23 protein-coding genes, 1 pseudogene and 1 riboswitch are annotated in these 23,996 nt (G+C 62.4%); of the genes and pseudogenes, 14 read left to right on the top strand and 10 right to left on the bottom strand.

Annotated features, from left to right (window positions below; translation table 11 throughout):
* The 3 genes and pseudogenes from KKP04_RS11055 to KKP04_RS11045 all read left to right on the top strand — a co-directional run.
* Positions 1-93, top strand: a pseudogene (locus KKP04_RS11055) (IS5/IS1182 family transposase); the annotation flags it as partial.
* A 637-nt stretch (positions 94-730) separates the two neighbouring features.
* Positions 731-1,282: a hypothetical protein gene (locus KKP04_RS11050; RefSeq protein ID WP_215030919.1), complete on the top strand. Its 552-nt coding sequence runs from the start codon at positions 731-733 to the stop codon at positions 1,280-1,282.
* A 245-nt stretch (positions 1,283-1,527) separates the two neighbouring features.
* Complete coding sequence (locus KKP04_RS11045) at positions 1,528-2,367, top strand: thermonuclease family protein (RefSeq protein WP_215030917.1); 840 nt, start codon at positions 1,528-1,530, stop codon at positions 2,365-2,367.
* A 299-nt stretch (positions 2,368-2,666) separates the two neighbouring features.
* On the opposite strand, the gene KKP04_RS11040 is transcribed toward KKP04_RS11045, so the two are convergent.
* The 3 genes from KKP04_RS11040 to rpmF all read right to left on the bottom strand — a co-directional run bounded on the left by KKP04_RS11040 (position 2,667) and on the right by rpmF (position 5,157).
* Positions 2,667-3,227, bottom strand: a complete 561-nt coding sequence (locus KKP04_RS11040; RefSeq protein WP_215030915.1) for a CarD family transcriptional regulator — start codon at positions 3,225-3,227, stop codon at positions 2,667-2,669.
* A gap of 334 nt (positions 3,228-3,561) precedes the next feature.
* Positions 3,562-4,629 carry an NAD regulator gene (locus KKP04_RS11035; RefSeq protein ID WP_215030912.1) on the bottom strand — a complete coding sequence of 356 codons (1,068 nt, stop codon included), beginning with the start codon at positions 4,627-4,629 and terminating at the stop codon, positions 3,562-3,564.
* Between the two features lie 342 nt (positions 4,630-4,971).
* On the bottom strand, positions 4,972-5,157 hold the full coding sequence (rpmF, locus tag KKP04_RS11030) for a 50S ribosomal protein L32 (protein ID WP_013418306.1): 186 nt from the start codon (positions 5,155-5,157) through the stop codon (positions 4,972-4,974).
* Between the two features lie 528 nt (positions 5,158-5,685).
* On the opposite strand from rpmF, the gene KKP04_RS11025 reads away from it, so the two are divergent.
* A complete protein-coding gene (locus tag KKP04_RS11025; protein WP_215030909.1) occupies positions 5,686-6,312 on the top strand; it encodes an acetate uptake transporter family protein in 627 nt (208 codons plus the stop codon).
* A 78-nt stretch (positions 6,313-6,390) separates the two neighbouring features.
* Here KKP04_RS11025 and KKP04_RS11020 read toward each other — a convergent pair whose 3' ends face one another.
* The 3 genes from KKP04_RS11020 to gap all read right to left on the bottom strand — a co-directional run bounded on the left by KKP04_RS11020 (position 6,391) and on the right by gap (position 9,040).
* Entirely contained in the window at positions 6,391-7,356 is a 966-nt protein-coding gene (locus KKP04_RS11020) for a tetratricopeptide repeat protein (protein ID WP_215030906.1), read from the bottom strand.
* Positions 7,357-7,437: 81 nt separating this feature from the next.
* Entirely contained in the window at positions 7,438-8,016 is a 579-nt protein-coding gene (locus tag KKP04_RS11015; protein WP_215030903.1) for a thiamine phosphate synthase, read from the bottom strand.
* Between the two features lie 16 nt (positions 8,017-8,032).
* Positions 8,033-9,040, bottom strand: coding sequence for a type I glyceraldehyde-3-phosphate dehydrogenase (gene gap, locus KKP04_RS11010; protein WP_215030900.1), 1,008 nt, complete (start codon positions 9,038-9,040; stop codon positions 8,033-8,035).
* Positions 9,041-9,388: 348 nt separating this feature from the next.
* On the opposite strand from gap, the gene KKP04_RS11005 reads away from it, so the two are divergent.
* From KKP04_RS11005 to pyk, 6 genes are all read left to right on the top strand, one after another.
* Entirely contained in the window at positions 9,389-9,952 is a 564-nt protein-coding gene (locus tag KKP04_RS11005) for a hypothetical protein (protein WP_215030897.1), read from the top strand.
* A 151-nt stretch (positions 9,953-10,103) separates the two neighbouring features.
* Entirely contained in the window at positions 10,104-10,628 is a 525-nt protein-coding gene (locus tag KKP04_RS11000) for a DUF1499 domain-containing protein (protein WP_215030894.1), read from the top strand.
* 100 nt (positions 10,629-10,728) lie between these two features.
* The gene (gene nadC, locus KKP04_RS10995) at positions 10,729-11,598 is read left to right on the top strand and encodes a carboxylating nicotinate-nucleotide diphosphorylase (protein WP_215030891.1); all 870 of its coding nucleotides are present in this window, start codon (positions 10,729-10,731) and stop codon (positions 11,596-11,598) included.
* A gap of 167 nt (positions 11,599-11,765) precedes the next feature.
* A complete protein-coding gene (locus KKP04_RS10990) occupies positions 11,766-13,070 on the top strand; it encodes a glycerate kinase (RefSeq protein ID WP_215030889.1) in 1,305 nt (434 codons plus the stop codon).
* 38 nt (positions 13,071-13,108) lie between these two features.
* The gene (locus KKP04_RS10985; protein WP_215030886.1) at positions 13,109-13,654 is read left to right on the top strand and encodes a DUF1036 domain-containing protein; all 546 of its coding nucleotides are present in this window, start codon (positions 13,109-13,111) and stop codon (positions 13,652-13,654) included.
* On the top strand, positions 13,651-15,084 hold the full coding sequence (gene pyk, locus KKP04_RS10980; RefSeq protein ID WP_215030883.1) for a pyruvate kinase: 1,434 nt from the start codon (positions 13,651-13,653) through the stop codon (positions 15,082-15,084). The genes KKP04_RS10985 and pyk overlap by 4 nt, the downstream gene beginning before the upstream one ends.
* A gap of 74 nt (positions 15,085-15,158) precedes the next feature.
* Here pyk and rph read toward each other — a convergent pair whose 3' ends face one another.
* Both rph and KKP04_RS10970 read right to left on the bottom strand, forming a co-directional pair.
* Positions 15,159-15,872: a ribonuclease PH gene (gene rph, locus KKP04_RS10975; RefSeq protein WP_215030880.1), complete on the bottom strand. Its 714-nt coding sequence runs from the start codon at positions 15,870-15,872 to the stop codon at positions 15,159-15,161.
* A 257-nt stretch (positions 15,873-16,129) separates the two neighbouring features.
* Positions 16,130-16,453, bottom strand: coding sequence for a hypothetical protein (locus KKP04_RS10970; protein WP_215030877.1), 324 nt, complete (start codon positions 16,451-16,453; stop codon positions 16,130-16,132).
* Positions 16,454-16,639: 186 nt separating this feature from the next.
* Positions 16,640-16,831, top strand: a riboswitch (cobalamin riboswitch).
* Positions 16,832-16,936: 105 nt separating this feature from the next.
* On the opposite strand from KKP04_RS10970, the gene KKP04_RS10965 reads away from it, so the two are divergent.
* Positions 16,937-18,979 (top strand): TonB-dependent siderophore receptor, encoded by a 2,043-nt coding sequence (locus KKP04_RS10965; protein ID WP_215030874.1) that lies wholly within the window; start codon positions 16,937-16,939, stop codon positions 18,977-18,979.
* A 106-nt stretch (positions 18,980-19,085) separates the two neighbouring features.
* On the opposite strand, the gene KKP04_RS10960 is transcribed toward KKP04_RS10965, so the two are convergent.
* Both KKP04_RS10960 and KKP04_RS10955 read right to left on the bottom strand, forming a co-directional pair.
* Positions 19,086-19,685 carry an HdeD family acid-resistance protein gene (locus KKP04_RS10960; RefSeq protein WP_215030871.1) on the bottom strand — a complete coding sequence of 200 codons (600 nt, stop codon included), beginning with the start codon at positions 19,683-19,685 and terminating at the stop codon, positions 19,086-19,088.
* Positions 19,686-19,828: 143 nt separating this feature from the next.
* Positions 19,829-20,143, bottom strand: coding sequence for a hypothetical protein (locus KKP04_RS10955; RefSeq protein WP_215030869.1), 315 nt, complete (start codon positions 20,141-20,143; stop codon positions 19,829-19,831).
* Positions 20,144-20,535: 392 nt separating this feature from the next.
* Here KKP04_RS10955 and KKP04_RS10950 point away from each other — a divergent pair, with 392 nt between their 5' ends.
* The 3 genes from KKP04_RS10950 to KKP04_RS10940 are packed head-to-tail and all read left to right on the top strand — an operon-like array spanning position 20,536 to position 23,988.
* Positions 20,536-21,606 (top strand): hydrogenase small subunit, encoded by a 1,071-nt coding sequence (locus KKP04_RS10950; RefSeq protein WP_215030867.1) that lies wholly within the window; start codon positions 20,536-20,538, stop codon positions 21,604-21,606.
* Entirely contained in the window at positions 21,606-23,402 is a 1,797-nt protein-coding gene (locus tag KKP04_RS10945; protein WP_215030865.1) for a nickel-dependent hydrogenase large subunit, read from the top strand. Before KKP04_RS10950 ends, KKP04_RS10945 begins: the two co-directional genes overlap by 1 nt.
* 13 nt (positions 23,403-23,415) lie before the next feature.
* A complete protein-coding gene (locus KKP04_RS10940) occupies positions 23,416-23,988 on the top strand; it encodes a HupE/UreJ family protein (RefSeq protein WP_215030853.1) in 573 nt (190 codons plus the stop codon).
* The last annotated feature ends 8 nt before the right edge of the window (positions 23,989-23,996 follow it).

Below are 23,996 nucleotides of genomic sequence, written 5' to 3'. Positions count from 1 at the left end.
CAGTTTCGACGCATCGCTACGAGATATGAAAAAACCGCCCGAAACTACCGCTCCATGATCGCTCTCGCAGCAACCATCTTGTGGATCCGATAAATGTCCACACTTCCTAGTCCTGCTGCGTCAGAATTTTTTGAGGCTGCACGAGGGCTGCGAACAGATCCATGAAGGCGATCAACGCGCCGGGACAGAATGGCGGATATGGATCGCTTGGGCTTTGGAGGAAAGTGAATCGCGTCTTGCAGCCGGGGTTTTGATTGAGGTTATCGGCCGTCGCGACCGGATCGGGTCGTCGCGCGATGGCCTGCTCGTCGGCTGCGAGCGCAAGAGCGTTGAGCCGCTCGCTTCAATTACCGCACCGCCCGCGGCTTTCGGAAAGCTGCAGGCCAGGGGACATGCAGAGGCCCATCCCTGATTCCGCAGCCTGCGAAGGCGCTGTGGTTCAGGCTCGGGCGCCAACGCGTCTGATCGAGGCCGGCATCCCGACCGCTTTACAAAGTCGAGGAAACCATCCGTGGCGAGAGCGCCGAGGCCCGCCGCAAGAACGCCGATAGGCCTATGCCGGACGATGACTGGAACAAGAGCCAATGCGCTATCGTTTGAGGGGTTTTATGTGGGGCAAAACCACAATGCGCCCGCAAGTATCTGATTTTGCTGGCCTGAAAGCTTGGTCACGGCTCTTTCCACTTCGTGTTATAGTCAAGGTAAAACTATAGGGCGGAGGGAAGGAACCATGCTGAAGGAAGACGCTCGCGTGCAACAAACACCGCTGCTTGTCATCGGCGGCGGGATTATCATTGTGCTTGCCTCCGTAGGCGCCTATGCGGTCGCGACTGTATCAGAAGACTTCGCGCGCATGCTCGTGATCAGCTACGGTGTTGCCGTCGCGCTTCTTGCTGCGAGCGTCCTCGCCATGCGGCACCTGCTCCCGCGGGATCGTCGTTTCCTGGCGCTGGCAGCTGGTGTTCCGGCGGCTCAGGTGATCTCGCTCCTGATGTCTGTCGTTGCCTTTGGACCGGACGCCGTGCCGCAGGTCGCGCCCGACCTTACCGCCCTTGTCGTCGGCCTTGTCTGGCTGTTCCAACGGCCGGGACGCGCGCCGCTCCTGTTTCTGCTTGGCTATCAGGCGTTTGCGCTTGCGCTCAAGACTTACATTCTCTTCACGCAGGACTTCACGCTCAGTTTCATTCGCGGCGTGATTACAACGATCCTCGTCCAGATCCTGGCGCTTTTCGTGCTTTACGACGCTTATCTGAAGACGAAAGCGCGGACGCCGCGCGTGTAAGCCGCGTCATCATCGCGGGCGCGAGCCGGGGGAGGGCACGGCGACGGCGATGCGAGAGCCTTCCGGGAAAGGCTTGAGCGCGGCGCTGCGCGGCACTACGAAAGAGCATGATTTTTTCATCTTCCCGCGCGCAAACAGCCATCGGCGATTCTCCTCCTTTCGGACGTGAACGCCGCGAGCGATTGCGTGGTAAACGTCTGTCTATCGCATACGCCCCGCGACTTCCGTCATCGAATCAGGCCCGCTTGGCCGCTGTCACAATGGGCCTCCTGGTCGCGCAGATCGCTGTGACGCCTTCGCGAGCGCAGCAGGCTGGCGTCGCCACTCCCACCTGCACGCTCCGAAGCGCGGGCGAAAGCGCCGTTGCCGCCGTCACCGGGCCGCAGACGCTGCGCCTTGCGGACGGGCGCACGGTTCGCCTCGCGGAAATCATCGCGATCCCTCCCCTGCCGCAACAAGGCGGCGACGCCGGGCAGGACGCGGCTTCGTTCCTGAAGGCCGCGCTCGGAAAGAAGGTCGAGGTGAAACTTGGCGGCGCGGAGCGCGATCGCTATGGCGTGACCACCGCACATCTTTTCGTCGCGGGCGATCCGCCGCTGTGGCTGCAACAAGGGCTTGTATCCGCCGGGCTCGCGCTTGCCGCGCCGCAAGCGGACAACAAGGCCTGCTTCGCCGCGCTTCGGGCCTCCGAGGCAACGGCCAGTGGCGAAAGGCGCGGAAACTGGGGCACTGCCATTTTCAAGATCCTGCCGGCATCCGCCCCGCGTCTCATCGCTAACCTCATGCAGACCTATCAGATCGTGCAGGGCGAGGTGAAAAGCGCTGCCCGAAGCGGTTCGCGTCTGACGTTAAGCTTTGGCGATGGCAAGAAGTTCGGATTCCGAGCCTATGCCGAAGGAGCGGCGGCCAAACGTCTCAGCAGCGACGCCGCAGCGCTTTCGGGAAAAACCGTGCGCATCCGGGGCTGGGTCGAGCGCAAGCGCGGGCCGTCGATTACGGCGGCTCTGCCCGAGCAAATCGAAATCGTCAACGAGGGAGGCGCGCAAGAGCCGGATCCGATCAGGTTGACCCAACCTGACCGGTGAATCCGTCCTCTAGACTAAACGTCAAGAAGAACCGTTTTACCGATCTGATTGCAATTCAATCAGATCGGAACGGGCTCCGCAGCCTCGTGCCACAAATCAGACGCGGCACGAAGCTGTTGATATCTGTTGTCGATAAGCTTTTCTGCGTCAAATCGAGTCCGATTATAAGCAGGCTGATCTAGCGCGCTAATCGGAAACGCGCCTGCGTCACGTTCAGCTTACAAAGAATGGCATGCAAATTCGCGGCATCGCGGCTCCGAGCGAAAGAGGACGCGACGCAACGAAAAACCGCAAGCCTGTCAGGCAGCCTTCTTGTCGTCTTCCTCGACATCCTGCTTGCGAAGGCGACCGGCCTTCGTCAGCGCCTCGGCGACTTTCTGAACGGCGATCGATTCGTCGACATCCTGGGCGGCGGAAATCTCACGGGCCATGCGGTCGAGCGCCATTTCGTAAAGCTGACGTTCGGAATAGGACTGCTCGGGTTGAGCGTCCGAACGGTAAAGATCGCGCACGACCTCGGCAATCGTGATCAGGTCGCCGGAATTGATCTTCGCCTCATATTCCTGCGCGCGGCGGCTCCACATCGTGCGCTTGACGCGAGCCCGTCCGCGAAGCGTCTCCATGGCGCGGGCGAGCACCGCCGCATCCGAGAGCTTGCGCATACCGGCGCTCTGCGTCTTCGACGTCGGCACGCGAAGCGTCATCTTGTCTTTTTCGAAGTTGATAACGAAGAGTTCGAGCTTGCAGCCGGCGATTTCCTGTTCTTCTATCGCAACGATACGCCCTACACCGTGCGTCGGATAAACCACGTATTCGCTGGTTTTGAAACCGAAGCATTGATCTTTATTATTATCAGGCATACTCGCTCTCACTTTGCTTTGTCTTGGTTAGAGGGTTCTCATCAACTTGCCGCAGCCTCGCGCGCTTCGCATGACGAAACAAACATTCCACTCAGCCCCCTGTTGAGCCGATTGACGCCATGCCTAATCGTGATCCGTTGCAGGGCGGTTGATACACGCCTGCCAATGGGGTCATTGCCGAGGCCGATCAGACTCAATCGCCGCAATGAGTCTTCTCTACCGACAGGGAAATATTATCAAAATGCGCCGATTTTAGGAAGCATTCAAAGAGCTTAATCGCTCTCTTTCTGGGGATTTCTGCTCTTTCCTCTGGGTAGTGTTAACGAGGACACGGTCAACCGCTCGCGTTTGTTCTCGCTATGTTCTGCACGCGAACTCTGAAACCAGGTGCAGGACGCTCCAGCAGCACGCTTTTCCGGAAGCGGTAGAGCCGGGCGGGGCGGCCGCCGGTTCTCGACGCCTGCTGGCCCGTCAGTTCGACGAGGCCCGCGTTCTCGACAAGACGGCGGAAGTTCTGCTTGTGCAGATAGCTACCGAGGATGGCTTCGACAACCCGTTGAAGATCAAGCAAGGTAAACGTCTCCGACATCAACTCGAATATCACGGGCCGATATTTGAGTTTACCGCGAAGCCGGCTCATGGCGGTCGCGAGGATGCGACGGTGATCGAACATCATCGGACGACCGAGTTGCGGCAGGTCCGTCCATGTCCGCGCCGCCTCGCGGCCGTCTCGAGACGCCTCCGCGATCAGCCCGGCTTCGTAAAGGAGTTCGTAGCGATCCAGAACCTTCTCGTCGTCCCACGGCACGGACTGGCCGAAACACATGCGAAAGCGATCCCCGCGCGCGAGCGGGCGCCTCGGCGTGCCCGCGCTTTCGCGGCGATGGGCCCACTCCTCCAGCCTCGGCTCGATCTCCTGCGTCAGGATCTGCGGCTTGCCGTTGCGCCAATCCTCCCAGGGGAGATGGCGATACCATGCGTTCCAGCGCGCATCGCCGCCTGCGCGTGCCTCCTCGTTGCGGGTCAGCGCGAGATAGCCGATGGATACCACATGCATGCCCTCGTCACCGAGGCGGGCGTGGCGTCCGCGGTCACCGAAAGTGTAGAGCTGCTCGACATAGCCGAGGTCGACGCCGGTCTGGTCCTTCACCCAGTCGCGCAGGCCGATTTCGAGCGTGCGGTGTTTCAGCGGCGTGAAGAGGCCGAAAGGCAAAGCCGGGGGCGATTCGCCATCGCCGCCGTTGCCGGTCGAGACCGCGAGAATTTGGGGTTCGCCGGAAACCATCGACACGATGGCGGCATTCAGCCCGATTTCGACGGCAGCCGTTTCGTCTACGGGCGCGGCGGCAGCGCGGCCGTCCTGTGCTGTGCTTTCCCGTATGAGAAGATCCTCGGGCGTCATCGCAACCAATGAAATACCAGATCGGGCTTCAATACGCTATGCCCTCGGCGCGCGCTTGTGGCGCATACCGACGCGGGCGCAAAAACGCCGATAGCGCCGCGTTTGATCGCAGCGCCTGAGGCAAGAGCACAGATCCGGACGAGGCGATGAGCCTATGCGACGCTTTCCACCGGACCGGCTACCAATGCGAATTCGACATTTTGAGGCCCGTTCGCCGCGAGTTTTCGCTCAATTGCCAAATTAAAAAGCTCCACCGGACTCAGCGAGTTGCCAGATGCAGTTTGGATTCCGACGCTGCTCGCGAGGATGCGGCGTAGGCAAGCAAATGTCGGAATCGGACGACTAGATGTCCTCGCGCGGTTCCAGAATCTGGCGGCCGCGATACTTGCCCGACTTGAGGTCGATGTGGTGCGGACGGCGCAGTTCACCCGACTCCTTGTCCTCGACATAAGTCGGGGCGGCAAGCGCGTCGGCCGAGCGGCGGAAACCGCGCTTCATGGGCGAGACTTTTCTCTTGGGGACTGCCATCGTCGTTCTCCGGATAGAATGCAACAAGCCCCGTCCTTCGGTCGCATAGCCCGAAGAAGCGAAGCCTATCGTGAGTTAATCGGCGTCAGCTATACATGCCCTTTTGACGCTTGGCTACCCCGCTTGACAAAAAAGGCGGCGTTTTCGCGATGGCTTGACGTTCTCGCTGAGGCGGTCCGGTCCGCTGGGCTGCCTTTGCATTTCCGGGCGTCGTTTCGCCACGCCGGCACGCCAAACCCCGCTGTGTTTCAGGGCTTTCCGCAGTCGAGGTCATTCGCTCCGAGCGCAATTCTCATGATGGAAGACTTTAGTTTAGTGGCGCGATCCTCTTCCCCGGTATTAGTCCGCCAGATTGGAATTCTCGAAACGATGGACATCTCGCGCGGTCTCGATGGGCTTCTCGCGAAACGACGACGACAGAATCGGCAATCCTTCGATCGTGAATGGGATGGGTACGTATCGAGGAGGCATGCCTCAGTGGCGGGCTAACCGCAATCAAGTCATGTCGACATTCGATAGAGGAACTCCATGGACCAGCGAGTAGATCCGAATTCTAAGACCGTTCAGCTCACCCCATCGCCGTGGGCAAATCCGACGCCGGCGGGTTTGGTGGGCCTGGCGGTCGCCTGCTTCTGCTTTTTTGCGTTGTTGAGCGGCAATGTCACCAAGGAAGCCATGCCGCTGCTGGGTCTCTGGCTGTTGGGTGGTTTCATCATCCAGTTCACCGTTGCGATCCTGGACTACAAGTCGAATAACTCGACGGGCGGGAACACGTTTCTGTTCTTCGCGGCTTTCTTCATGTTCGTCGGCGGCGTCGAGATGCTGATGAAGTACGACATGATTGTGCGGCAGGTGCCGTTCGATGCGCGCATCGACGGGTGGGCATGGGCCGTGCTGACGCTGGTCCTCTGGCTCTGGACGCCAGCCTTCCTCAAGAACAGCGCGCTTCTTTTTGCCATTGTCGTGCTGCTCGACGTGGCCTTGCCTTTCGTGACGTTGATGGATCTCGGCCTTATCGAAAAGTCCAACGCGTTCATCCCCGCCTGGGCCTTGCTCGGCGCTGGAGCCGTTGGAATTTATCTCAGCGGCGCGATTGTGGTGAATACGGCTTTTGGCAGAGAGGTCATGCCGCTGCCGGGGCCGCTCGTCGATTGACGGGCCTCACCGATTCCGCCGTCAGCCTTCGGAGCGCCGGACACCTGGTCCGGCGCTCTCGTTCAAGGGGAGTGGTTGTCAGCGTACGACGGCGGCGGCCTCATCGCGCCAGGCTTGCGCTTCGGCTTCCGCCTTCTTGCGCTCGTCAGGCTTCAACGACATCACGAACAGGTCCATCCTGAAATCGCTCTGCCCTGCGGCCCGCGCCAGCAAATGCCACTTAGACGCGGCGATTCGGTCCTTCTCTACGCCGAAGCCTGCCGAATAGGCGCGCGCGAGGCGATTCTGCGCGATCGGGTTGCCCCGCTCTGCCGCCACGCGAAGCAATTTCACCGCGCCCGCCTCGTCTTTCGGCACGCCCTTGCCGTTGCCGAGCATGATCGCGTATTCGACCTGCGCTTCGACGTGGCCCATATCCGCCGCCTTGGCCAGCAACTGAGCCGCGCGCGGTTCGTCCTTCGGGACGCCGTCGCCGTGGCGAAGCAGCGTTGCAAGGTCGTAGATCGCCGGAGCGTGGTCCTTCTCCGCCGCGATGCCGAGCCAATAGGCGGCCCGGCCCATGTCCTGCGGCCGCGCGAAGCCCTCGACATAGATCTGGGCGAGGTTATAGGCCGCGAGCGTATGACCCTGCTGCGCGGCCGCCTCGAAGAAATCGGCCGCCTTGCGGCGATCCTTCTTGAGACCGCGCCCCTCCGCCAGCATCACGCCAAGGCGAAACTGCCCGTGCATGTCGCCCGCGACCGCGCCCCTGGTGAACCATTCGGCCGCCTTCTTCAGATCCTGTTTGACGCCGTGGCCCTGCTCGTAAAGCTCGCCGATGAGCGTATTCGCCTGAGGCTCGCCGCGTTGAGCTGCCTCGTTCGCGAGCCGATAAGCCTCCTGATAATTCCCGGCTTCGAAAGCTGCGTAGGCTGGATCGCCCGTATCCGAAGGCGCTTCGCTCGTGGACCAGCCACCCTTGGGCGGTGAGGCGTCGCAGACCGGCGCATGCGCGCCGATAAGGGCGGCAGTCAGGGCGAAGGCAAGAATTCGCGTTCGTTTCACGGAAGAAAAACTCCGAAGACATCGCCGGTGCGATGGATTGCCCGTCAAACCGTCCGGCAGGCGGTCACGCCTTTCACGGCACTAGGTCTGGCTTTGCAAGCCGAACTCTGTTGCGAAAATAAGGCTCTCGCCCGCCGTGAGCGCTTCTTCGACAAGAAGAAAGTCCGGCCGTGCATCGAGGACACGGGCGCGATCCGGTATCGTCGCGCCGACGATCAGCGCGACCGGCACTTCCGCCACCTCGTCCCACCATGCCGCGACATCGGCGGCTGCATCGAAATCGGCGATAGCGTCGAAGGCGAGGAAATCGACGCCGGCCTCGGCCGCTTCCATGGCCGCATGACGGCTCACGCCGCAACCCGCGCCAAAAATCGCGTCGGCACCGAGCGCTTTCCTCGCGCCAGCGAAGTCCGCGTCGGCCGATGACGGGAACCAGACGCCGTTCGCTCCGGCGCGCGCGGCTTCGCGGGTTTCGCCCGCGACGAGCACGGCGAGTTCGAGCGGAGCCGCCGCCTTCACAAGGGTTGCGTTCTCGCGCGACGCATGGACGATCAGCGCGGCGGGGCGAAAGCTTGCCACGAGTTCCGGAAGGCGCGCCGCCCACTCCGTTTCAAGAGCGGGCGGGATGGCAACGATCAGCCCGCAGGGCTTTTCGTTCATGGTGTGATCGCTTCCCTTAGAGCAGCTTGCCCATGGCAACGGCCGTGTCGACCATGCGGTTCGAGAAGCCCCACTCGTTGTCGTACCACGACAGCACGCGCACGAGCTTGTTGTTCACGACCTGCGTCTGCGTGAGATCGAAGGTCGACGAGTTCGGGTTGTGGTTGAAATCGGTGGAAACGAGTTCCTCGTTCGTCACGCCGAGCACACCCTTCAACTCTTCCTGCGAGGCGCGCTCCATCGCATGGTTGATTTCTTCGATGCTCGTTTCGCGGCCAGGGATGAACACCAGATCGACGCAAGACACATTCGGCGTCGGCACGCGCAACGAGGTGCCGTCGAGCTTGCCCGCGAGTTCAGGCAGGACGAGGCCGATGGCCTTCGCCGCGCCGGTCGTGGTCGGGATCATGGAGAGAGCGGCGGCGCGGGCGCGGCGCAGATCCTTGTGGGGCAGGTCGAGGATGCGCTGGTCGTTCGTGTAGGAGTGGATCGTCGTCATGTAGCCCTGGTTCAGGCCGCACAGGTCGTTGATGACCTTCGCCACCGGGGCAAGACAGTTCGTAGTGCAGGACGCGTTCGAGACGATCTCGTGCGAGGGCTCGAGCTGCTTGTGATTGACGCCATAGACGACGGTGAGGTCCGCGCCCTTGGACGGCGCCGAGACGAGCACTTTCTTCGCGCCCGAGCGCAGATGGATCGCTGCCTTGTCGCGGTCGGAGAATACGCCCGTGCATTCCATCACGAGGTCGACGCCGAGGTCGCCCCAGGCAAGCTTCGAAGGATCGCGCTCGGCGAGAACCTTGATCGGGCCATAGCCGACGTCGATGCCGTCGCCGGTAACGTTAACCTCGCCGGGGAACCTGCCGTGAACGGAATCGTATTTGAGCAGATGCGCATTCGTCTTGACGTCGGTCAGATCGTTGATCGCGACGATCTGAATATCCTGACGATTGTATTCGGAGATGGCCCTGAGAACGTTTCGACCAATACGGCCGAAGCCGTTGATAGCTACCCTGACAGTCATTGTGTGTTTTCCGCTGGAAACGAGTTCGCAATCTTTTGCATCTGTTGCGCGGGCGCAACCTTGATCGCTAACGCCACGGAACGCAAGAGGCAAACGATTTTGCCCTCCGTTAAAGATTTTTTCTTGCGCGGAAATCCAGCAAATGTTCCGGGGCTATTCGACGAGCGAACCAACAGGCGAGTGTTCGCCAAGCATCGCGCGAAAGTTGCGACGCCGAAACTGGGCAATCTCTCAATTGGTACCGATCCTCGAATGAGCAAGGAAAGCTACGTTAACCATTTTCTGCTACGAGAAAGGAAGAAGAAGATATGCGCGTTTGATCCGTTAACCTTCCCTTAAGGAAACGCCATGCCCAGCCATTACCTCAATTACATGCTCGGGGCTTTGAGCTTCGGGCTGTTCGTCGCCTTTGTCGCGAGTACGACCGAGAAGCAGGAACTTCTCCAGGCCAATCTTGCGATGTCGAGCCAACTCGTCGACGCGAAAGACAAGGTGAACACGCTCCGCGAAAAATATGCAGTCGAGGTGCGCGCCCGCGAATTCGCCGAAGCGGCCCGCGACATCGCGGAGGTTGCCGAGAAGGACGCACGCGGTGAAGTCGCCGCACTCAAGGCGAGCCTCGATGAGACAAGCGCTCTGAAGAAATCGGCCGAAATCGCCCTGATCGGCACGCAGGAACTCGTTTCGGACCTGCTCTCCGGACCGACGGCCGCGTCGGCGCGCCCATCGTCTCCCGCGCCGCTCGATGCCACGAAAGCTGAACGCGACGCGCCCGCGCAGGCGACACCGCTGGCGATATCCGAAACAGCGAAGCCCTCCGAGGCCTCCATGCCGGTCGGCGTGTTGCTGCTTCTCGGTGCGCTTGGCGCGCTTGCGTTCGGCGTGACACGCATCGGGCGCCTCGTTCGCTGACGATAAAGGCGACGGCTCTCACCATCCGCCCGCCCGGGAGCCTCTCAAGGCTCCTTTTTCTTTTGCTGCCGAAACGAACGCCGCGCCAAGCGCTTGCCTTCGCGAACGGGCCGTCTACCTTCTCTCGTGTCGCTGTCATCGGAGATATATAATGAGAGCACGAACCGTCGTCGCCGTCGCTTTGTCCGCCATCCCCATTGCAATCTTCGCCGCACTCTTCATCGCCGGTCCCGAGAGGCTCTGGTCGATGGCCGGTCCGGCCGATCAGGGGCCGGTCGACTTCGAAACGCTAAACCGCCGCGAGACGCCGAACGACTCGCTCGCCTGCCCGCCGGATACCTGTCAGGCGCGCAGTGACATCAAGCCGCCCGTCTTCGCGGTGAGCGCACACGAATTGAGAAAGGCGTTCGGCAAGGCCGTCGCTTCCGAGCCGAACCTCGAACTCGTCGATGCCGACGAAGGCAAACTCAGCGCGCGCTACGTGCAGCGGTCAGCCCTCTGGCGGTTCCCCGATACCATCGAAGTGCGTTTTGTCGATGTCGAGGACGGCCGCTCCACGATCGCGATCTACAGCCGCTCGCTGGTCGGCCGTGGCGATCTCGGCGTGAACAAGGCGCGGATTCAGCGCTGGATCGACAAACTTGCCAAGCTCGCGCCCGTCGTACAGGTCGCCTGAGCCGTCGGAAAGCGCTTGCTTTTCCCAAGAGACGTTTGCGCCCCCGGCATTCCTTGTTAATCTCCGGGTTCATTTCCGACGATGCGAGCTTGGCAAACACATGACGGGACACGCCCCCTCGAACCTTCAATTTCCCCACCATCTCGTCGCCGCTCTCATCGAGGACGCGCTGGCGGAAGATCTCGGCATCGCGGGCGACATCACGACCAACGCCATTATCGCGCCGGACCATGTCTCGGAGGCGGTGCTTGCGTTTCGCGAAGACGGCTGCGTCGCGGGGCTGCCGCTCGCCGAAGCCGCGTTTCGCGCGCTCGATCCCGGCATATCCTTCAAGGCGGAGCTTCGCGACGGCGAAACCGCCCATGGCGGAAGCGTCATCGCGCGCCTGTCGGGCAGCACGCGCGCCATACTCTCGGCCGAGCGCGTGGCGCTGAACCTCGTGCAGCATCTCTCCGGCATCGCAACCGCCACGCGCCATTTCGTGGAGGCCGTCCACGGCGCGCATGCGCGCATCGTCTGCACGCGGAAGACCACGCCCGGCCTTCGCGCCTTCGAGAAATACGCCGTGCGCGCGGGCGGCGGATACAATCACCGCTTCGGCCTGTTCGACGCCGTGCTGATCAAGGACAACCACATCGCGGCGGCGGGCGGCGTTTCGGCGGCGATCGAGCGGGCGCGGGCCGCAAACGGTCACATGGTGAAGATCGAGGTCGAGGTCGATACGCTGACGCAGCTCGAAGAGGCCCTTCAGCACGATGTCGACGCTGTGCTTCTCGACAACATGGCCGTGCCGGAACTCAAGAACGCCGTCGCGCGCGCGAAGGCAGCGAAGCCCGGCATCCTTTGCGAGGCGTCGGGCGGCGTGCGGCTCGTGACGGTGCGCGCCATCGCGGAAACGGGCGTGGACATGATCTCGGTCGGCGCGCTCACGCATTCGGTGAGGGCGCTCGATATCGGCCTCGACTTCTGAAAAGCTGAAGCGCAAGCGAGGCGCAAAGGCGCATCCGCACGGCGAAACTAGCCATGCAGTAAATGCATGGCACCCCGCTACTTTGGGCGACAGACTTAAAGCCAATTGGACCGGCGCAGTCGAAGCAGTAACGTGCGGTGGTCGACCATCAACACCCATGTTGCGACGTGTCATACAACGCGAGACGCTTCCTTTACACGCTCTTCGAGACGGCCGTCGCCGTGGCGCAGCCGGGGCGTTGTCTGCCGCGCCATTTTCCGGAATGCCCGAAGAACGGCCAGATCGTCATCATCGCCTGCGGCAAGGCCGCGGCGAGCATGGCGCGGACCGCCGAAGACCATTTCTCGCGCATCTGCTCGTCTCACACCCTGACCGGTGTAGCCATCACCCGGCACGGCGAAAAGTCGGAGCCTCTGAGCAAACTGAAACTCATCGAGGCGGCGCACCCGATCCCGGACGAAAGCAGCGTCATCGCCGCCGCCGAGGCGATCAAGGCCGCGCATTCCGCCAAGGCGGGCGACCTCATCCTCACCCTGATCTCGGGCGGAGCGTCCGCGCTCCTTGTCGCGCCCGCAGGCCGGATCGCGCTCGCCGAGAAACAGGATCTGACCCGCACGCTTCTCAAATGCGGCGCGCGTATCCACGAAATCAATTGCGTCCGAAAGCACATCTCCCGGATCAAGGGCGGTCGCCTCGCCGCATGCGCCTCGCCTTCGGCCATTCTCGTCACGCTTGCGATCTCCGACGTGCCGGGCGACGAACCGGCGACAATCGCTTCCGGGCTCACCTGCCCGGACACCACGACGCTGGCCGACGCGCGGCGCATCCTTGCGAAATACGGCATCGACCCGCCCCGTTCGGTGATCGAGGCGCTGAACGATCCAGCGAACGAAACCCCGAAGCCGGGACACGCGATCTTCGCCAACGCGCGTTATGAACTCGTCGCCACCGGCCGCGATTCGCTGCACGCGGCGGGCGAACTGGCGCGCGGCTTCGGCTATGAGGTCATCATGCTGGGCGATTCGCTCGAAGGCGAAGCCCGCGACGTGGCCGAGATGCACGCCCGCCTCGCCCGGCGCTGCCTGGCGGACGGACGGCGCGCCGTGATCCTCTCGGGCGGCGAACTCACCGTAACCGTGCGCGGCAACGGCAAGGGCGGACCGAACCAGGAATACGCGCTCGCGCTTGCCGCAGCCCTCGACGGCGAACCCGGCATTGCCGCATTCGCGGGCGACACGGACGGCATCGACGGCGGAACCGGCGACTGCGCGAACGACCCGGCGGGGGCGATCGTCGATCCCGGCACGGCCCGGCGCGCGGCGGCGCTCAATCTCCTTCCAGCCACATTTCTCGCCAATAACGACGCCACCGGCTTTTTTCGGCTCACGAACGATCTCGTCGTATGTGGCCCCACGGGAACAAATGTGAATGACTTCAGGGCTATTGTTGTCGACAGCTCAATCAGAGATTAGTGTGGGCCAGCGACTCACGTGATTCCTGGAACACACGGATGATCTTGCAACGGCTTCCCATATCGCCACGGCTGGCGCGGACGATGGCTTTGGCGGGCGCTTTCTGCATCGGGCTCGCCCTGCCCGCTCCGGCGAATGCTGAACTCAAGCTTTGCAACAGTACGGCAAGCCGCATTGGCGTCGCCATCGGCTACAAGGACAAGGACGGCTGGGTCAGCGAAGGCTGGTGGAACGTCGACAGCCAGTCCTGCGCCCTTCTCATCCAGGACAAACTCCGCGCGCGCTTCTATTACGTCTACGCGTTCGATTACGACAAGGGCGGCGAGTGGGGCGGTGCCATCGCCATGTGCACCAACGACGTTGAATTCACCATCAAGGGCATCGATAATTGCGATGGGCGAGGCTTCAAGAAAAGCGGGTTCTTCGAAGTCGATACGCAGGAGCAGACGGACTGGACGGTGAAACTCACCGATCAGCCCGAGACGGCGCCAGCAACGCCGATGGCTACGGGCGGCGCGCCGCCCGGTGCCGATGCTCCCGCGCAAGCCGCAGCAGCCACCGCGCCGGGAACGCACCGCCGATGAAAAGAAAACGCCGCGTCAAGATCATTGCCACGCTCGGACCTTCAACGAGTACACCCGAGCAACTCGAACGCCTCGTCGTGGCGGGTGCGGACGTCTTCCGCATCAACATGAGCCATTCGAATCACGACGACATGCGCACGTACATCGCTGCGCTGCGTGACCTCGAATGCAGATATGGCCCCATCGCCATCCTCGCGGACCTTCAAGGGCCGAAGCTGCGCATCAGCTCCATCGCGGAAGGAACCATCCCGCTCGAACGCGGCCAGACCATCGTTTTCGACGCGAACCATACTCCCGGCAATGTAGAGCGCGTGGGGCTCTTGCACCCTGAAATCTACGCCGCGGCCGAGCCGGGGCATACTCTCCTGATCGACGACGGCAAGCTTCACATGCGCGTGCTCGAAGCGCGCCCCGGCCGCATCCTCGCGGAAGCGATCACAGCCGGCGTGCTGTCGAGCCGCAAGGGCGTCAACCTCCCTGACGCCATCCTGCCGCTCGCATCGATGACACCGAAGGACCGACTGGACTGCGAAGCCGCCATCGAGGCGGGCGTCGACTGGATCGCCATTTCCTTCGTGCAGCGCGTCCATGACGTGCGCGACGTGCGCGCCATCGTCGGCGATCGCGCCGCCATCATGGCCAAGATCGAGCGCCGCTCCGCTATCGCCGAGATTGACGATATCCTGCGCGAGAGCGACGGCGTGATGGTCGCTCGCGGCGATCTGGGCGTCGAGATGCCGCTTGAGCAGGTGCCGGGCCTTCAAAAGCAGCTTCTGCGCGCCGGCCGCGACCTCGGCAAGCCGGTCGTCGTGGCGACGCAGATGCTCGAAAGCATGACATCCTCGCCCGTGCCGACGCGCGCCGAGGTGTCCGACGTCGCGACCGCCGTCTTCGAGGGCGCGGACGCCGTGATGCTGTCCGCCGAATCCGCGACCGGCGCTTATCCGGTCGAGGCGGTCGCCACCATGGACCGCGTCGCGCGCGAGGTGGAGAAGGACGTGAATTACGAGAGCATCCTGCATTTTCGCGGCACGCCATCCGAAAAGACCGCCGCCGACGCGATCAGCGCCGCCGCCGCCTCCATCGCCGAAACGCTGAAGCTGAAAGCGATTTTCTGTTACACGGCCACCGGCAAGACCGGCCTTCGCGTCGCGCGGCAGCGGCCGTCTCAGCCCATCGTTGTCCTGACGCCCGTGATCGAGACAGCGCGACGGCTCAACCTCGTCTGGGGGTTGCATTGCGTGCAGACGTCCGACCCTGCAAATACGGGCGAGATGGTGCGCGGCGCGGAAGAGGTCGCGCGCGCTTGCGGCTATGCCGACGACGGCGACCGGGTCATCGTCTGCGCGGGCGTGCCGTTCAAGCGTCCGGGCAGCACGAACATGCTTCGCATCTTCACCATCGGCGAGGACAGCGGCAAGCCGCACTGAGAAACTCTTGATTTGTGGGCACTCGCCCGGAGAGATCAGCCGCGCCGCCACACCATGCGGCGCGGTTTTTTCGTTCAGAGCACCGTAAGCTTCTGCAAGTTCACGAGTTCGGCGATGCCCTTCTTTGCCAGCGCCGTCAATTCGGCCATGCGCTCCTCGGAGAACGCGCCCTTCTCAGCGGTGGCCTGAATTTCGACGATCTGCCCCTTGCCGGTGAACACGAAATTTGCATCCGCCTCGGCGTCCGAATCCTCGGGATAATCGAGGTCCAGGATCGCTTCACCCCTGTAGATGCCGCACGACACGGCGGCGACGTTGTCCTTCATGGGCTCGCCACGCAGCATGTCGCGCGCGCGCATCCACTGGAAGCAATCGTGCAGCGCAACCCACGCGCCGGTGATCGAGGCCGTGCGCGTGCCGCCATCGGCCTGCAACACGTCGCAGTCGACCATGATCTGGCGTTCGCCCAGCGCCTGAAGATCGACCACGGCACGGAGCGAGCGGCCGATCAGCCGCTGAATCTCCTGACTGCGCCCGGACTGATGGCCGGTCGTCGCCTCGCGGCGCGTGCGGTCGGACGTGGCGCGCGGCAGCATGCCATATTCGGCCGTGATCCAGCCGCGCCCCTGCCCTTTCAGCCACGGCGGCACCCGGTCTTCGAGGCTCGCCGTGCACAGCACATGCGTGTTGCCGAACTTGATGAGGCACGATCCTTCCGCGTGATGCGAAAAGGCGCGCTGGAAACTCACGGGGCGGAGGTCGTCGGCCTGCCGTTTCGAGGGGCGCATGGAATTTCTCTCATTTCGGGCGCGAAGCTGACCACGCCCGTTTTATAATGATCACCTTGCCGCTGCCGGACGTCGATCGCGGCGCGGTGGTGAATTTTGGGCGTCTCGCGACACCGTAGCGGACACTAGGCCAGCGTTTTTCGAGGATCAACGGCTTTCGGGTGCCCCCGCGTCGCTTTGATCCTTCGCCAAATGCCGCAGCAATGGGAACGTCTCTCTGCCTGTCGCGCGGCAATTTCGCCAGCGCTGACCGGAAGCTACCCGAACCACCACCACCAGTTCACGACGAGCATGAACGTGACGAGGATCATCGCGAGAATGATCAGCGTCTGGATATGGGCGTTGACCCAGTTGCGCCACGTCTCCGGCGCTTCGCCCGCCTCCTGACCCATGGAGCCGAGGATCAGGAGTCCGAGAACGCCGAGGATGTAGATTCCGGCGGGATATTGTTTGCAATGCCCGCAAGACCAGCTGTCGAGCCACATCAGCCCGATAAGGGTGCCCGCGACCAGAAAGGTAATGAACGCAAGCACGCCGAGGCTGATGATGATCACAAAACGCATGATATCGGCCGATGTCATGCCCCGCGCCTCCCTCCACGCAACGAACGATTTTCATAAAAATAGCAGGGCACCGTTAATCAGGCGTGCACGCGCATGGTTAACGGCATCGGGACCGTGATCGCTGGCTGTTGCCGTCGCGCCACATCTTGCGCGGGACTTACCATTTTGCGGCGTTTGCGGGATTGCCGCGCAGGCTTCGCGCAAGCTATGCATTAACGCGATGGTCCTCACAGGAGGATAATAGGGAACGCGGTGAGGGGCTTTCGCCCCAATGCTGCGGCTGCCCCCGCAACTGTAAGCGGCGAGCGAAGCGCCAAAGGCCACTGGGAAACCGGGAAGGCGGCGTGGAGTTTTGACCCGCGAGCCAGGAGACCTGCCATCAGCCGTGGTCACGCGCGAACACGTCGGGCGGGGTGTCCTGATGGAGGCCGGACTCCGCTCGCAAGGCGGTTTCCAGACTTTGGTTCGTGGTGACGTGTCACACGTTATCGCGAGGCCATAATGCCCGTTTCCTACCCGCGCGTCCGCTCATGCGTCGCCTTCGTCAGCCTTGTTGCGCTCACCGCGAACGCACAGGCGCAAACCGCCCGTCCCGATACCCTGCCGCCCGTCGTCGTCAAGAAGGACGAGGCCGACAAGCAGAAGAAAAGGGCGGCCGCTCCGAAGAAAAAGAAGGAAGCCCCGACCGTTGCGCAAGGTGCGGCCGAGCCCGCGGAGGCGCTTCCCGGCGAGCCGTCGAAAGACGTGATCTATTCCGCGAACCGCGTGCCGACCGACATCACCAAGGTCGGCTCGGCGGTGTCGGTCGTCACGCGCGAAGAGATCGAGGCGCAGTCGCGCACCTATGTGCAGGACTATCTTGCGCAGGTGCCGGGCGTCTCCTTGGCGCAATCGGGGCCCGCCAGCACGACGTCCTATTTCATCTGGGGTGCGGCTTCGAAATATGTGAAGGTGCAGGTTGACGGACTGGACGTTGCCGATCCCACCGGGACGCAGGTCACGACGGCGCTTGAAAATATCCTCGCCACCGATGTCGAGCGCATCGAGGTGTTGAAGGGTTCGCAAAGCCTGCTCTACGGGGGTCAGGCAATCGGCGGCGTCATCGCTATCGACACTGCGCGCCCCGTTCTCGGCGCTTCAATGACGGCTTCCGGCGAGACGGGTTCCTACAACACGCAGCGCGGAACCGCGAGCGCGGCCTATGGCACGGATCGCGGTTATGCGCGTTTCACGGTGCAGAGCGTAAGAAGCGACGGCTATTCGGCTCTGGCGATCGGACATGAAGACGACGGTTACCGGAACCTGACCTTCAGCGGCACCGGCGAGTACAAGCTTTCCAGCGCTGTTAAAGTCTTTTTCGCCGCCCGCGCTCTGGAGGAAAGGCACAGCTACGATAGCACCTACGATAATTGGGGTTTGGCGACAGACGGATGGCCAGGCACGCGGGGCGTAACCAGCCAGCAGGCCGGGCGCGTAGGCACCGAGGTCAAGCTTTTCGACGGCGCTTTCGTCAACACGATCTCGATTCAGGGCATGAAATTTGATCGCGACCAGTGGGGATGGTCCGCTGGTTCAGCTGTCAACGACCCCTATACCGGCGATCGCTGGAAGGTCGACTATCTCGGCACGGCGAAAATCACGAAATGGGCGACCGTTACGGCAGGCGCCGATTACATGGAAGAAACCGCTGAGACCGGCGCTTACTCCCAGCATGGAATCGATCTGACGGGCGTCTTCGCCCAGCTTTCGGTGGAACCGCTGAAAGGGCTGACGGTCACCGGCGGCGGCCGCAACGATGAGCACAGCACCTTCGGCGACTTCCAGACCTACCGGTTCACCGCTGCGTACTTCTATGAACCCACGCAGACAAAACTGCGCGCGAGCACCGGCACGGGCTTCCGCGCGCCGAGCCTTTATGAACTCTACGCAAACAACGAGTGGGTTTCCGGGAACACCGAGCTTAAGCCCGAGGAAAGCGAAAGCTATGACGTCGGTTTCGATCAGTGGTTCGATAACAGGCGCATCCGCTTAAGCGGTACCTATTTCCAGGTCGACACGACGAACGAGATCGGCGGGGGTTATGACGCCAACTGGAAGTGGGTCTACCAGCAGATCCCCGGCACGACCCATCGCGAAGGCGTGGAGTTTTCCGGCGCGGCGGTGATCACGCCGTGGCTCACGCTCTCGGCGGGCTACACCTATGTCGATGCGCGGGCGGAGGACGGCTCGCGTCTCGTCCGCATCCCGCGCAACAGCATCACGCTCGGCGCGGACGCGCTGCTGTTCGACACGGTGAAGGCGAACGTCAACACACGCTTCGCACTCGACACCGTGGATTCGAGTAACTACCAGTTCGAAGACTACGTCCTGTTGAACGCCAAGTTCAGCTACGACATCCGGCCCGGTCTCACGGCCTATGTGCGCGGCGAGAATCTGCTTGATCAGGATTATCAGACGGTGCGCGGCTACAACACGCCGGGCCTCTCGATCTATGGCGGCCTGACGTTCAACGTCGACGCCAACACTTACGCGTCGCTGAAGTAACAGCCGCCGGGGGGATCGCCGCCAGAAAGCCGACAATCCGCAGGCCGGTTGGCGTACGGGTTGTTGGCGATGGCTCCGGCGAATGCCTCCCGCCGTTTGCATACAATCAAGCGCGATACTCGGCCTGCTCCGCGCCGACGTCGCGGCTGGCGAGCGCCGTCATGATCAGGGCGATGCCGTACATCAGAAGATAAACGCCCACGAGGACGCCGAGCACCCACGCGGAATCCAGCGGGAAGCCGCTGATGATGATGCCCGCAAGGATCAGATCCACCACGCCGCTGAAGAGCACCCAGCCCCAGGAGTTGAGCACCCGGCGGTGGGAAAGCGCCGCGAAGATCTGCGTGATCCCTTGCGCGAGGAAGAAGGCGGCGAGAACGAGCGTCAGCGACAGCATGCCCACAAGCGGCTGGCGCAGCAGATAGACGCCCACGGCGATGGCGAGCGCCGCGCCGAGGAAAGACCAGATCGAGCCGGGAACGTCGCGGCCGGTGAAGAACGTGGCGAGGCCGATGATGCCGCCGAAGATGAAAAGCCAGCCCGTCAGCTTCACGGCGACGACGGTCGTGAGATAGGGCGCGCCGATGGCGAGGGCGCCAAGCACGGCCAGCAGAACACCCTGAATGAGAAAGAGAATCCAGTGATCGTGAATGACCTCCCGTTCACGCTGCGGGGCGACGTTCAAGTCGGAACTTGCGCTGCTCATTGGTTACACCTTGCGATTACGCTTCGTGATGCGGCTTCGCGGGGCCTTACCGGAATCGCTGCCGCTGCCCGCGTCATGCTGCCGCATTCGGGTTAGAGCGAAGGTAAGGGAGGCAAGAAAAACTTAATAAAATCGGGGAGCCGTCACATGACGCGCCCACCGGAACCGATTTCGACGATTGCCTCGACCACGGTTTCCATCTTCTCACGGGCGACATCGGCAAACGTATCGGCGACGTCGAAATCCATCGGCGCGCGGGCGGTTTTTTCGGCTTCGAAATGCAGGAGCGCCGCGACGACCATCATCGCGTCCCTGAGGCAACTTGGGCACGCGCACACTTTCGTCTCCTGCAGGTGCTCATCGATCATGCCAAGGATCTTCTGGACGAGCGTATACTGATGGCTTTCCTTGAAGCCGCAGTCATGCCGATCGGCCAGATCCGACGTTTGTTCGCACATGGATTGCAACCTTTTTGGAAATGCGCATGGGTGCGCAACGTTTCGCGGGAAATATTGCGTTTTTTCCGGACGCAGGATTGTATGCATCCGCTACTATTTGTCTCACGCCGTTAGCGCCAAGATAATGCGACCGCGCGCGATCGACGGGCCTCGCGCGCGGCATGTAGGCGAGTGCTGCGAACCGCCTGCGACAAAGTGGAAGAAGAGTGACCGCTTTGGTAAGCCCCACACCCTGGAAATAGAGGAAGTCGAAACTGGAAATGGCGCAAGTTTCGCATTAACAGATTGATTTAAAAAATAATATTACCGTTGGCATGGCGATTGCTTTAAATGACGAAAGCCGGGCCGAACGGATGCCGGTCAACGAACCATCGCGAAGGGAAACGCCGGTCATGGACGAAACTTTCTACGATGTCTTGCGGCGGCAAGGGGTGTCCCGCCGCAGTTTCATGAAATTCTGTAGCCTGACCGCGGCAGCGCTCGGCCTCGGTCCGCAACTCGCGCCAACGCTCGCGCATGCGCTCGAAACCAAGCCGCGCATCCCCGTGCTCTGGCTGCACGGCCTCGAATGCACGTGCTGTTCGGAGGCCTTCATCCGCTCGGCCCACCCGCTCGCGTCCGACGTCATCCTGTCCATGCTCTCGCTCGACTACGACGACACCATCATGGCGTCGGCGGGTCATCAGGCCGAAGCCATCGTCGAAGAGATCGTCACCAAGCACAAAGGCAATTACATCCTCGCCGTGGAAGGCAATCCGCCGCTCGACGAGGACGGCATGTATTGCATCATCGGCGGCAAGCCCTTCGTCGAGCAGCTGAAATACGCCGCTTCGAACGCGAAGGCCGTCATTTCCTGGGGCTCATGCGCGTCGTGGGGTTGCGTGCAGGCCGCGAAGCCGAACCCGACACAGGCGGTGCCCGTCCACAAGGTCATCCACGACAAGCCGATCATCCGCGTGCCCGGTTGCCCGCCCATCCCGGAGGTCATGACCGCCGTCATCACCTACATCCTCACCTTCGAGCGCATCCCGGAACTCGACCGGCAGGGCCGTCCGAAGATGTTCTACGGCCAGCGCATCCACGACAAGTGCTATCGCCGTCCGCATTTCGACGCGGGCCAGTTCGTCGAGGCGTGGGACGACGACAACGCCAAGAAGGGCTACTGCCTCTACAAGATGGGCTGCAAGGGGCCGACGACCTACAATTCCTGCTCGACGACGCGCTGGAACGGCGGCGTGTCCTTCCCGATCCAGGCCGGTCACGGCTGCATCGGCTGCTCGGAAGACGGCTTCTGGGACAACGGCTCGTTCTACGACCGGCTGACAAAAATCAAACAGTTCGGCGTTGAAGAAAACGCGGACGTCATCGGTGCGACGGCCGCCGGCGTCGTGGGCGCCGCAATCGCGGCCCATGCGGCCGTCAGCGCCATCAAGAACGCGCGCTCCAAGGGAGATAACGAATAATGGCGACGATCAGCACACCCAACGGCTTCACGCTCGATAACAGCGGCAAGCGCGTCGTCGTCGATCCCGTCACGCGCATCGAAGGTCATATGCGCTGCGAGGTGAACGTCGACGACGACAACGTCATCCGCAACGCGGTGTCGACCGGCACCATGTGGCGCGGCCTCGAAGTCATCCTGAAAGGCCGCGACCCGCGCGACGCCTGGGCCTTCACACAGCGCATCTGCGGCGTCTGTACCGGCACGCATGCGCTCACCTCGGTGCGCGCGGTGGAAGATGCGCTGAAAATCGACATCCCGGAAAACGCGAACACGATCCGCAACATCATGCAGCTCACGCTGCAAACGCACGACCACCTCGTGCACTTTTATCACCTCCATGCGCTCGACTGGGTGAACCCCGTCTCCGCGCTCAAGGCAGACCCCGCGGCGACGAGCGAGCTTCAGAAGAAGGTTTCGCCGCGTCACCCCAAATCGTCGCCCGGCTATTTCCGCGATGTGCAGAACCGGCTCAAGAAGTTCGTCGAGTCGGGCCAGCTCGGGCCGTTCAAGAACGGCTACTGGTCGAACCCCGCCTATCTCCTTCCGCCGGAAGCGAACCTGATGGCGGTGACGCACTACCTGGAAGCGCTCGACTTCCAGACGCACATCATGCGCATCCGCACCATCTTCGGCGGCAAGGATCCGCATCCGAACTGGCTCGTCGGCGGCGTGCCGTCGGTGATCAACATGGAAGGACCGGGCGCGTCGACGTCGATCAACATGGAACGCCTCAACATGGTGCGTTCCATCATCAACCAGTCGATCGAGTTCGTCGAAAACGTCTACATCCCCGACCTTCTCGCTGTGGCGCAATTCTACAAGGGCTGGCTCTACGGCGGCGGACTGTCGTCGAAGAACGTGCTGTCCTACGGCGACATCCCGGACCGCGCGAACGACTACTCGGCGGAAAACCTGCTTCAGCCGCGCGGCGCGATCATCAACGGCAATCTGAAGGAAGTCTTCCCCGTCGACCTTCGCGACCCGAACGAGATTCAGGAGTTCGTGCCGCATTCCTGGTACGCCTACGCGGATGAGAAGAAGGGCCTTCATCCCTGGGACGGCGTCACCGAGCCGAATTTCAAGCTCGGGCCGAAGCTCGTCGGCACACGGACCAACATCAAGGAGATCGACGAAAGCGCGAAATACTCCTGGATCAAGGCGCCGCGCTGGAAGGGCCATGCCATGGAGGTCGGCCCGCTCGCGCGCTACGTCATCGGCTACGCGAAGGGCGACAAGGAAATCACCGAGCAACTGACGCTCGTCCTGAAAACGCTCGATGTGCCGGTGTCCGCGCTGTTCTCCACGCTCGGACGCACGGCCGCGCGCGGTCTCGAATGCCAGTGGGCCGCGCACAAGATGAGCTATTTCCTCGACAAGCTCATCGCAAACATAAAGGCGGGCGACACCGCCACCGCGAACACCGCATCGTGGGATCCGTCGACCTGGCCCGCCGAGGTCAAGGGCGTCGGCTTCACCGAAGCGCCGCGCGGCGCGCTCGGCCACTGGATCAAGATCAAGAACGGCAAGATCGAGAATTACCAGTGCGTCGTGCCGACCACATGGAACGGCTCGCCTCGCGATAATGAAGGCAACATCGGGGCGTTCGAAGCCGCACTCCTCAACACGAAGGTGGAGCGCGCCGAAGAACCGGTCGAAATCCTGCGCACGCTGCACAGCTTCGACCCGTGCCTCGCCTGCTCCACCCATGTCATGAGCGAAGACGGCCGCGAACTGGCCGAAGTCACCGTCCGCTAAGGGAGAGATCCGAATGAATAAGTCTTCCATCGTTCTCGCATTCGCGGCGGCTGCGCTTGCCACGCCCGCGCTCGCTCATACCGGGGACGCGGCGCATACGCACGGCTTCATGAACGGCCTCACCCATCCGGTGACGGGCCTGGATCATGTGCTCGCCATGCTCGGCGTCGGCATCTGGTCGGCGCTTGTCATGCCTGCCAATCGCGTGCTGATCGCGCCGCTCGCCTTCGTGGCGGCGATGCTCGCGGGCGCGGGGCTCGGTGTTTCGGGGATCGAATTTCCCGGCGTCGAGGTCGGCATCGCGCTTTCCGTCATCGCAATCGGTCTGTTGATCACCTTCCGCGTCAGCGTCCCCGTGGCGCTCGCCGCCGCCCTCATCGGCGCGTTCGGCGTGATGCACGGCTATGCGCACGGCGCGGAAGCCGAAGGCGGCGTTCTCGCCTACATGGCGGGCTTCACCCTCACCACAGCGGCGCTTCATCTCGCCGGCATCGGCGTGGGGCGCTTCCTTCTTGCCTCGCGCTGGGTCAGCGGCACGGCCGGAGCCGCAATGACGCTTGCGGGCGTCAGCCTGCTCGCGATTTAAGGAGCGCA

Source organism: Rhodomicrobium sp. Az07 (genome assembly GCF_018619475.1).
In the GTDB taxonomy this organism is placed as follows: domain Bacteria; phylum Pseudomonadota; class Alphaproteobacteria; order Rhizobiales; family Rhodomicrobiaceae; genus Rhodomicrobium.
The sequence above is the reverse complement of the archived record's forward strand: the minus strand, read 5'-3'. Positions and strand labels throughout refer to the sequence as shown.

Excerpts from the sequence above, each read along its gene's own strand:
- KKP04_RS10945 (WP_215030865.1), top strand. The coding sequence starts at position 21,606 with ATGGCGACGATCAGCACACCCAACGGCTTCACGCTCGATAACAGCGGC.
- KKP04_RS10940 (WP_215030853.1), top strand. The coding sequence starts at position 23,416 with ATGAATAAGTCTTCCATCGTTCTCGCATTCGCGGCGGCTGCGCTTGCC.
- KKP04_RS10960 (WP_215030871.1), bottom strand. The coding sequence starts at position 19,685 with ATGAGCAGCGCAAGTTCCGACTTGAACGTCGCCCCGCAGCGTGAACGG.
- KKP04_RS10970 (WP_215030877.1), bottom strand. The coding sequence starts at position 16,453 with ATGACATCGGCCGATATCATGCGTTTTGTGATCATCATCAGCCTCGGC.
- KKP04_RS11000 (WP_215030894.1), top strand. The coding sequence starts at position 10,104 with ATGAGAGCACGAACCGTCGTCGCCGTCGCTTTGTCCGCCATCCCCATT.
- KKP04_RS10985 (WP_215030886.1), top strand. The coding sequence starts at position 13,109 with ATGATCTTGCAACGGCTTCCCATATCGCCACGGCTGGCGCGGACGATG.
- KKP04_RS10950 (WP_215030867.1), top strand. The coding sequence starts at position 20,536 with ATGGACGAAACTTTCTACGATGTCTTGCGGCGGCAAGGGGTGTCCCGC.
- KKP04_RS10965 (WP_215030874.1), top strand. The coding sequence starts at position 16,937 with ATGCCCGTTTCCTACCCGCGCGTCCGCTCATGCGTCGCCTTCGTCAGC.
- gap (WP_215030900.1), bottom strand. The coding sequence starts at position 9,040 with ATGACTGTCAGGGTAGCTATCAACGGCTTCGGCCGTATTGGTCGAAAC.
- KKP04_RS11015 (WP_215030903.1), bottom strand. The coding sequence starts at position 8,016 with ATGAACGAAAAGCCCTGCGGGCTGATCGTTGCCATCCCGCCCGCTCTT.
- pyk (WP_215030883.1), top strand. The coding sequence starts at position 13,651 with ATGAAAAGAAAACGCCGCGTCAAGATCATTGCCACGCTCGGACCTTCA.
- KKP04_RS11035 (WP_215030912.1), bottom strand. The coding sequence starts at position 4,629 with ATGACGCCCGAGGATCTTCTCATACGGGAAAGCACAGCACAGGACGGC.
- rpmF (WP_013418306.1), bottom strand. The coding sequence starts at position 5,157 with ATGGCAGTCCCCAAGAGAAAAGTCTCGCCCATGAAGCGCGGTTTCCGC.
- KKP04_RS11040 (WP_215030915.1), bottom strand. The coding sequence starts at position 3,227 with ATGCCTGATAATAATAAAGATCAATGCTTCGGTTTCAAAACCAGCGAA.
- KKP04_RS10955 (WP_215030869.1), bottom strand. The coding sequence starts at position 20,143 with ATGTGCGAACAAACGTCGGATCTGGCCGATCGGCATGACTGCGGCTTC.
- KKP04_RS11025 (WP_215030909.1), top strand. The coding sequence starts at position 5,686 with ATGGACCAGCGAGTAGATCCGAATTCTAAGACCGTTCAGCTCACCCCA.
- nadC (WP_215030891.1), top strand. The coding sequence starts at position 10,729 with ATGACGGGACACGCCCCCTCGAACCTTCAATTTCCCCACCATCTCGTC.
- KKP04_RS11050 (WP_215030919.1), top strand. The coding sequence starts at position 731 with ATGCTGAAGGAAGACGCTCGCGTGCAACAAACACCGCTGCTTGTCATC.
- rph (WP_215030880.1), bottom strand. The coding sequence starts at position 15,872 with ATGCGCCCCTCGAAACGGCAGGCCGACGACCTCCGCCCCGTGAGTTTC.
- KKP04_RS11005 (WP_215030897.1), top strand. The coding sequence starts at position 9,389 with ATGCCCAGCCATTACCTCAATTACATGCTCGGGGCTTTGAGCTTCGGG.